The 8390-nt window shown below is 42.4% G+C and carries 11 protein-coding genes and 1 tRNA gene; 4 read left to right on the forward strand and 8 right to left on the reverse strand.

Going from position 1 to position 8390, the window contains the following annotated elements; genetic code table 11:
- From IM477_RS06445 to IM477_RS06455, 3 genes are all read left to right on the forward strand, one after another.
- Nucleotides 1-137 (forward strand): transposase (locus IM477_RS06445; protein WP_287731004.1); only part of this gene is annotated, 137 nt, incomplete at its 5' end.
- A 287-nt stretch (nt 138-424) separates the two neighbouring features.
- A complete protein-coding gene (locus tag IM477_RS06450) occupies nt 425-712 on the forward strand; it encodes a BrnT family toxin (RefSeq protein ID WP_287730994.1) in 288 nt (95 codons plus the stop codon).
- The gene (locus tag IM477_RS06455; protein ID WP_287730995.1) at nt 678-1001 is read left to right on the forward strand and encodes a hypothetical protein; all 324 of its coding nucleotides are present in this window, start codon (nt 678-680) and stop codon (nt 999-1001) included. Before IM477_RS06450 ends, IM477_RS06455 begins: the two co-directional genes overlap by 35 nt.
- A 72-nt stretch (nt 1002-1073) precedes the next feature.
- On the opposite strand, the gene rplA is transcribed toward IM477_RS06455, so the two are convergent.
- From rplA to IM477_RS06490, 7 genes are all read right to left on the reverse strand, one after another.
- Nucleotides 1074-1787 carry a 50S ribosomal protein L1 gene (rplA, locus tag IM477_RS06460; protein WP_287730996.1) on the reverse strand — a complete coding sequence of 238 codons (714 nt, stop codon included), beginning with the start codon at nt 1785-1787 and terminating at the stop codon, nt 1074-1076.
- Between the two features lie 55 nt (nt 1788-1842).
- On the reverse strand, nt 1843-2268 hold the full coding sequence (gene rplK, locus IM477_RS06465) for a 50S ribosomal protein L11 (RefSeq protein WP_079208987.1): 426 nt from the start codon (nt 2266-2268) through the stop codon (nt 1843-1845).
- A 3-nt stretch (nt 2269-2271) separates the two neighbouring features.
- On the reverse strand, nt 2272-2889 hold the full coding sequence (gene nusG, locus IM477_RS06470) for a transcription termination/antitermination protein NusG (protein WP_147070770.1): 618 nt from the start codon (nt 2887-2889) through the stop codon (nt 2272-2274).
- Nucleotides 2886-3122 (reverse strand): preprotein translocase subunit SecE, encoded by a 237-nt coding sequence (gene secE / locus IM477_RS06475; RefSeq protein ID WP_002765998.1) that lies wholly within the window; start codon nt 3120-3122, stop codon nt 2886-2888. The genes nusG and secE overlap by 4 nt, the downstream gene beginning before the upstream one ends.
- Nucleotides 3123-3246: 124 nt before the next feature.
- Nucleotides 3247-3319: transfer RNA gene (locus IM477_RS06480), tRNA-Trp, on the reverse strand.
- Nucleotides 3320-3420: 101 nt separating this feature from the next.
- Nucleotides 3421-3783, reverse strand: coding sequence for a 50S ribosomal protein L19 (rplS, locus tag IM477_RS06485; protein WP_287730998.1), 363 nt, complete (start codon nt 3781-3783; stop codon nt 3421-3423).
- Nucleotides 3784-4017: 234 nt separating this feature from the next.
- Nucleotides 4018-4866 carry a carbonic anhydrase gene (locus IM477_RS06490; RefSeq protein WP_287731000.1) on the reverse strand — a complete coding sequence of 283 codons (849 nt, stop codon included), beginning with the start codon at nt 4864-4866 and terminating at the stop codon, nt 4018-4020.
- Between the two features lie 168 nt (nt 4867-5034).
- On the opposite strand from IM477_RS06490, the gene psbN reads away from it, so the two are divergent.
- A complete protein-coding gene (gene psbN, locus IM477_RS06495; protein WP_002736132.1) occupies nt 5035-5166 on the forward strand; it encodes a photosystem II reaction center protein PsbN in 132 nt (43 codons plus the stop codon).
- Here the strand turns inward: psbN and IM477_RS06500 are convergent.
- Complete coding sequence (locus IM477_RS06500) at nt 5163-8171, reverse strand: alpha-mannosidase (RefSeq protein WP_287731002.1); 3009 nt, start codon at nt 8169-8171, stop codon at nt 5163-5165. The two genes, psbN and IM477_RS06500, sit on opposite strands and share 4 nt — an antisense overlap.
- Nucleotides 8172-8390: the final 219 nt, after the last annotated feature.

Here is an 8390-nt window from a genome sequence, read left to right on the forward strand (position 1 = left end):
AGTATTTCGACAATAAACCTTATTTTTGGACGGGAGGTTATTTCGTGGCTAGTTGTGGCGGCGTTACTGTCGAACAACTAAAAAAATACGTCGAGAACCAAAAAAACTCCCCGAAAGTGGAAACCCTACCGCGTTAGTTTCATTCTGGTCGCGATTCATCTCCCGTTAACTGCGTAGCGGTTTAACGGGAGTCCTCTCGCGACCTTGAGATAGACGATCTTCTTGAGAAAGAGCATCAATAACTTGTCAAAATGATAACAGTATCACAAATTTATTGTTTTTTTTCCAACATCTATAAAGATCAAGATAGAGCGATCCCGAAAGTATCTAGCCAAAGGCGAGCGCACTTTAGTTAACTAAAGGTTTACCATAGTAAGGTGGGCGATTTTTATACCACTTATTTTATTTATTGTGTATAATTGAGATGGTGACGACTAATTTTGAATGGGATGAAGATAAAGCTAAGATAAATCTGAGAAAACACGATATTTCTTTTAATGAGGCTAAAACTGTATTTGAAGATACCTATTCTTTGACTTTAGATGATCCTACTCATTCAATCTTAGAAGATCGTTTTTTGACAATTGGTTATTCTAGTCAAAACCGCTTGCTTTTAGTTGTTCATGCTGAAAGACAAGAAAACATCAGAATCATTAGTGCTAGGAGAGTAACTAAACATGAAAGAAAAATCTATGAACAAAGTAATGAATGATCCTATCAATGATGATGAAATGTTAGATGATTATTCTGAGGTTTTAACGGAGTCTCATTTAAAAAGTGCAGTCAGAGGAAAGTATGCTCGGTCTTTAGCAGATAAGGATGCTTCTACCGTTAAGATTATAGCAGAAAATGAAGAGAGATATGTTAACATGAAAACCATTGAAGTTGAAGCATTCGTTAACAATGAAGGTCAATTAACCGTACAAGTTCCCTCAAATTTAAAAGAAGGACAATATCATGCTGTATTGATTATAGAAGAACCCAAAAATGAAAATCAATGATCTTAGAATAGATAAAATCCCCAAAAAACACCCCCAATTACTTGGAGGCTTTTTCAGAAAAAATAACTGTCATTAACCTTCTGCTAATTTCAGATCCCGCAGGGTGCTAATATCCACTTGAATCGATGGCCCCATGGAGGAAGAAACGTAAACTGTACGCCAGTAACGCCCCTTGGCCCCGGAAGGCCGGTTTCTGTCCACCGTTTCCTGTAAAGCTTTCAAATTGACTAACAGATCCTCGGCACTAAAAGAAGCTTTACCAAATTGAACGTGAACGATACCGGTGCGATCAGCCCGGAATTCCAATTTACCCGCTTTAAACTCAGCGATTGCCCCCGTTAAATCCGTGGTTACGGTTCCCCCTTTCGGTGAAGGCATTAAACCCCGCGGACCGAGTTGACGACCTAATTTAGCCACTTTCGGCATCATATCGGGGGTGGCGATCAAAACCTCGAAATCCATCATCCCCTTGGCGATTTCTTCGATTAATTCTTCCGAACCAACGATATCGGCCCCGGCGTTGTTCGCTTCCTGTACCTTTTCCCCGCGAGTAATGACCGCTACTCGCACCGTGCGTCCGGTTCCTTTGGGTAAACTTACCGTTGTCCGCAGTTGTTGGTCGGTATATTTAGGATCGATACCTAAACGAATATGAGCTTCGGCGGTTTCGTCGAATTTCGCCGTCGCTAATTCCTTTAATAATGTCAGTGCCTCTAATGGCTCGTAGGCTTTATTTTCTACCTTAGCCTGGGCATCTCGCAAACGTCGTGAAACTTTTCTTACCATCTGATTTGTTGCTCCTTGGGTAATAACGAAGCTTAACTTCTCCCCGAAATAAGATTTAGTCTGAGATCTTGACACCCATATTTCTGGCCGTTCCCGCCACAATATTCATGGCCGCTTCGATGTCGTTAGCGTTAAGATCGGGCATTTTAGTCCGGGCGATTTCCCGTAATTGGTCGCGGGTAATGGTGGCGACAAATTTCTTGTTGGGTTCGTTGGAACCTCTTTCCACACCGGCCGCTTTGCGGATGAGAACGGAAGCGGGGGGAGTTTTGAGGACAAAGGTAAAACTACGATCCTCAAAAACGGAGATTTCCACAGGGATGATCATCCCAGCCTGATCGGCGGTTTTAGCGTTGTAATCTTTACAAAACGCCATAATATTCACCCCGTGTTGACCTAAAGCAGGACCCACGGGAGGAGCAGGGTTAGCCTTACCAGCAGGTAAAGCTAGTTTAATAATTGCGACGACTTTTTTAGCCATGATTTAGTTTTGTTTTTCGACTTGATTAAATTCCAATTCGACCGGGGTATCCCGACCAAAAATGGAGAGCAGGGCCTTGAGTTTGCCGCGCTCGGGACTAACTTCGATCACTTCCCCTTCAAAGTCCTTAAATGGACCAGATAGAACCAAGATTTGATCGCCAACTTCCATATTGATTTTGACGACGGGTTCTTGAATCTGAGCTTGTTTGAAGATGCGATCGACTTCTGACATACTCAAGGGTAGCGGGGTGACGTGACCGCGGCCGCGTCCGTAGTGGCGCTTTTGTTCGGCCCCGACAAAATTGATCACGTGGGGGGTGTTTTTTACCACCTGCCAAGCGTCATCATCCATGATCATTTTGATCAGGACATAACCGGGGAAGACTTTTTCCTCACCATGTTGCCGTGAACCATCCTTGCGGACTTTGACGGTGGCCGCTTGGGGAATCTGGACTTGCAGAATGCGATCGGCCACATCGAGGGTGTGGATGCGCTGTTCCAAATTAGCTTTGACCCGTTTCTCACAACCAGAAGCCACCTGCACGGCATACCAACGGGGTTTTTTCGGTAGGTTGCTGAGATTGACTTCTTCGGGAAACTGTTCTTCTTCTAGACTCATGGGAACACCTTCCCCGCACCCCAGGCAAAGAATTTATCAATCAGATAGATGAGAGTGGCTACCAAAGTCACCATTAACATCACGGCCGCTGATTCACTCAAAAGTTGCTGACGGGAAGGCCAGACGACTTTGGCGAGTTCTTCTTTGGTTTCATTGACGAATTCCTTGACCTGAAAGGAGCTTCCCTCTTTCTTGTCGCTCGTGTCTTTTTCTAGGGTTTCTTTTTTGGCCACGATCGCTACTCCTTAAAATGATACTCAAGCTATCCTTAACTTATCATTTTCACCGGACAACCCACACTAACCCCCAGACATTTAGATCATGTCCTTTGCAGTTATCGGCTTGGTGATTACCAAACGCGCCCTGGAGGACTTGAACCCCCGACATCAGGTTTTGGAGACCTGCGTTCTACCAACTGAACTAAGAGCGCCCATTCGCTAAACTATTTGGCTTTTTTAAGGCCTTTATTTATTATAGCGTAGTTGTTGGCGATTGAGCAACTTTCTTGGTTAGGCTGTCGCCGGAAAATTTTTAGAGAGGGCGATCAAAACGTTCTTGTACCCTGGTGGCTTTGCCAACCCGATCGCGCAGATAGTAGAGTTTCGCCCGACGTACTTTACCACGACGGATGATCTTGAGACTGGCAACCCGCGGCGAGTGGAGCAGGAAGACTCTTTCTACTCCCACACCCTGGAAGACTTTGCGTACTGTAATCGTTTCGTTGATACCGCCATGGCGTTTGGCGATGACAATGCCCTCGTAGGGCTGAATCCGCTCTTTATCTCCTTCAACGATTCGCACCCCTACCCGGATCGTGTCACCGACATGGATAATGGGCAGATCGCTCTTGAGATACTCGGCTTCGATTGATTTGATAATCTCTTCCGTTTTCATCGGCTTTCGTAAAACTGACAGTTTTCCATCATACCATATTTTTTGAGTAAAAAGCAATAGCTATTAGCTTTCCTAACACTGAGCGTTGCTGACTTGCCGATGCTGTCACCAGATGTTAGGCTGATTGTCCCGGATTACGGTCATTATCAACTGGGAAGGCTCTTGCCATTAACTGCCACTCTAGATCTAGAGACGGTAATAAGCACATCTCTAGAGAATTTCTCTAATCCCTAATTAACTTCTCGAACCGCGATAAATGCGATCAGCTTGGGAGGGGTCTAAATAATTATAGCCCGGTTTTTGGGTTGAGGAGCCATTCTTTTTCGCCACAGTATTAACCGCAGGAGTGGCTTTTTTTACGTCCGCATTAGTCCGGATATAATCCTCAGAAATCTTGAAGGGATGACTATTGGGAAGGTGACGACTAGGGGGTAAATTGTCTTCTGGTTCGGGATGGGTAATTTTACTATGGGGAGCGACAAAATCGTGTAGGATGGGATCATAGGCGAAAATTTCGCCGGTTTCAATCCGAAAAATCCAACCGTGTAGGGACAATTTACCCTGATGTAATCGGGAACGAATAATTGGATAGGTTTGCAAATTACTTAACTGATTGAGAACATTTTCTGCTACTGTCACCTCGATCAGTTCTTCTCCTTTTAGTTCTTTGTAATTATCCTTAACTAAACGTCGAGTAGCTTCTGCTTGCTTTAACCAATCGTAAACTAAAGGCATTTCATCGGCCAGACTCTGCAATTTTAATAAACCTTTCATCGCTCCACAATGGGAGTGACCGCAGATAATCACTTGCTCGATGCCGAGAGCGTTGATAGCATATTCTATAGATGCAGCTTCACCACCATTGGTTGCCCCGTAGGGAGGAATTATATTTCCCGCATTACGAATTACGAATAATTCCCCCACCTCCGCTTGGGTAATTAGGTTAGGATCGATCCTGGAATCGGAACAGGTAATAAACAGGATTCTCGGTTTTTGTCCGTGGGAGAGTTGCTCAAATAATTGCCGATGTTCATCAAAATAACCACTCTGGAACCTTTCTAGTCCCTGTAGGAGTTTCTTCATAATAATTCTTCTAGTTTAGTTTGATCGCTATTTAGTTGATCCTTTCACCATTATCGGGCATGAGATAACAGCAATGCAACCGGCCTGATTAGCGATCGCTATCGGCGGCGAGATTGGTTATATCTTGTTAAGATAAGATACAAACTGTATCTAAGCAAATTTTATTTTATGGAAACTGCAACAATTTTGGGTGTTTCGATCGCTGCCGCTTTGGTAGGAATTACCGCTTTAGCTCTTTATACCGCTTTTGGTCCGCCAGCAGCAGAATTAAGCGATCCTTTTGAAGATCACGAAGATTAATTCTTTAATAACCATGTGGCTATCTGCCAAGGAGAAAGTTGCTCAACAGGATCGATCGCTCTTTCTAAACCGTCGATCGATTCTTTTATTGTTAATTGTAATTGATTTTGCCAATCAATAACAGCGTTTTCTCCCTGACATTCATAAACGCGCATTACCCAACTCCGAGCGGATGTTTCACTTTGTTTGAAACTCATTAAAATTAAGTTATCGGCCGATAATTTTAACCATTGTGCCACGGGTGGCAACTGGGTTGATCGAGAAGAATTAGTAATAAAAATAACGGTGACAGGTAAGTTTAACTGCCAAGCGTGATGGACAGTTTTCGCCGTTTTCCAGTTACCTTGATGGGGATATATTGCATAGGTAAATTCTTGTTTCCCCAGATCCGCCTCGGGATCGGGCCATCGGGGACTTCTCAACAGAGTTAATCGCAGTTGCCGGTTAGTAGCATCATAGCCATATTTATTATTATTTAAAATACTCACCCCGTAGTTTGCCTCTGTATCGGTTAAATCCGCCCATTTATGACCGTAAACTTCCCATTTTGGTGATTCTGGTTCGTGGGAACGCTCGATCGCACCACAGGCAATTTCATAGGTGGTAAAATCGCTGTTTAGGGTGAGAGGAAAAGCGGTTTTTACTAAAGTATGTTCTTGCTGCCAATTAACAATAGTTTTAATCTGGAGAATAGGAGAATCTTTTTCTAAGATATAATCTTGACAAAATTCCGAATCAGCTAAACTTCTGATCACGCGAATCTGCCAGCGCAAGGGACCACATTCTAAGCATTCGATCGATTTTAATACTGTTTTAGATAAGGGATATTGTTGATAATTCGGATCGATATTCCAAGCGTCCCAATATTGCCCTTGATCTTTAAATCCCTGTAATTGGTTCCCCGCAGCTTGCAGGATTTCTTTTTGATTAATTATATCAAATATACTATCTATATCCCCCGTTTCCGAGTTAATAGTAACTTTAAGCAAGCCATTATCTAAAATAAATTGGCAGTTAGTTAAATTTTTCTCGGTTGCTTGCTGATTGGCAACTAACCAAAATAACTTATAACCCACAGCAGGAATATTTTCAGCGATAAATAACAGTTGATTGTCGTGGGATAATTGCGAAGGACAGAGACAATTATTTAAGTCATAAACCGAGCAATTTACAGATTCTATAGCTAAAGAGATAACCTGGGATATTTCCCAGTTAAGAGAATTAAAAACTAGAAAAGGTTTTGCTTGAGGATGGGGGGGATTAGGTAAATTAATTTGAGTGGCAATTGCTTGTAAAGCTTGATCTAAAATTGCTTCACCTGTGGTGATAACTTGCTGCCATAACTGATTGGCATCCCTAAAGACTTCGGGTATAGAAGTACCAGGCAGTATATCGTGAAACTGATTTAATAAAACCTTTTTCCATGCCGATTCTATCTCAACTTTCGGATAGGGAATCTCTAGTAAGATATTAGCCAGAGAAGACCATAATTCTCCTTGATACAAGAGGATTTCACAGTAACGATTATAGGCCTTTTGGTCAGCGTGGGTAGTATAACAACCGCGATGGAATTCTAGATATAATTCATCATCCCAGATAGGGAGATTACTTGTCTCCAGACTGTTCAGATAAGTTGTTGCTTGGCTAAATTTTAACTGGGGGAAAAAAGGAGATTTTTGCCAACGTTGGGCCACCTCTAACATATCACGAGTCGGACCGCCGCCATGGTCGCCAACACCTGGCAGCCAAAAAATATCTTTTAATCCGGTTTGCCGTTCCCAATTGAGAGCATGATCGGTCATAATAATTGGATTAGTATCCATAACTCCGGCAACATTGGGAGGAGACATTAGGGAAAGAATTTTACTGCCATCGGGAGATTGCCACCAGAAAAAACCGTGGGGAAATTTAGTCGTATCATTCCAATGTAGTTTCCCGGTTACAAAATATTTTATGCCAAAGGATTTAAGAATTTGCGGCAATTGGTAGGGAAACCCAAAGGTATCCGGTAGCCAAGCAGTTTCAGTGATTTGTCCAAATTTTTCTTGAAAATATTTTTGTCCATAAAGTAGTTGTCGAAATAGGGATTCCCCAGAAATTAAATTGACTTCTGGTTCTACCCACATCCCGCCCAAAAGTTCCCAAGATTGCCCTTTATATGCCTCTAGAATTGCTTGAAACAGGTCAGGATGATGTTTTCCTATCCAGTCGTAAATTAGGGGGCTAGAATGACCAAATATGAGGGCAGGAAAATCTTTTTGGAGGTTTAAAACCGAGATAAAAGTGTTTTTTGCCACTTGCCAAGTTTCTGCCAACGGCCACAACCAAGCCAGATCCAAATGTGCGTGGCCGAGAAGATGAAAACTGCGTTCTTTGAGAGGTTTAGCGAGGGTTTGCAGGGATTGACGAATTGATTCTAGGGAGCGATTAAATTTATCTTTGTTGGTGACATTATCCCAGTCAATATTATCGAGAGTAGCGGTAAAAGCCGCTAAGTTTTCAGGATAAAAAGTTTGCAGATAATTATGGAGAATGGTTAATTCATCAGCAACAAAACTAGGATCGATAGCTTGGCTATATTCATAGATTAACTGCGATTTCATCAAACCACCAATATCATGATTGGGACTGACTAAACGGAGAGTAACAAGGATTTCTTGACCAGTAGAGACCGAGTTAGAAAGTAAAATGCACGTGGAAGAATCAAAGAGGTCTCCTGCTTGGATAAATTGATTATTAACATAAATTTTGACATCTTCCGCCCACCAAGTTAAGATTAATCTCAGTTCCATTCCCTCTAAAGGATAACCGGCTAAATGTTCGGGGACAATAATTTTTTGAGTTAGATATTGGATTTGTCTGCCGGCCGGCCAAATAATGTATTGTTTTTCATTGAGGGTGACGGGTTGAATTGGTTTTCCCGCTGCTGTAGCGATAAACCAATTTTTCTGAACATCTCTGCGGGTGAGGTGAGACAGTTTAGCGATGTTGTCGAGGGGAGACATGAGCCAACAAATAAGTTAATTTTGACTATTTTAGGCGATCGATGTCTAATTGGGCTAGGGGAGAACTTCTGTTAACGCAATAGTTAGTAAAAGTATAGTCAAATATAGACAGACTGAATTCCATTTCAGAAATTCCCTTCACTTTTACTTCGAGAGATTGATTCTCCTTGGGTGAACTACGCACCTCTCTATCCCATAGCGGTTAAACGCATTTGGGAA

The organism is Microcystis sp. M090S1, from assembly GCF_020246295.1.
Lineage (GTDB): Bacteria > Cyanobacteriota > Cyanobacteriia > Cyanobacteriales > Microcystaceae > Microcystis > Microcystis aeruginosa.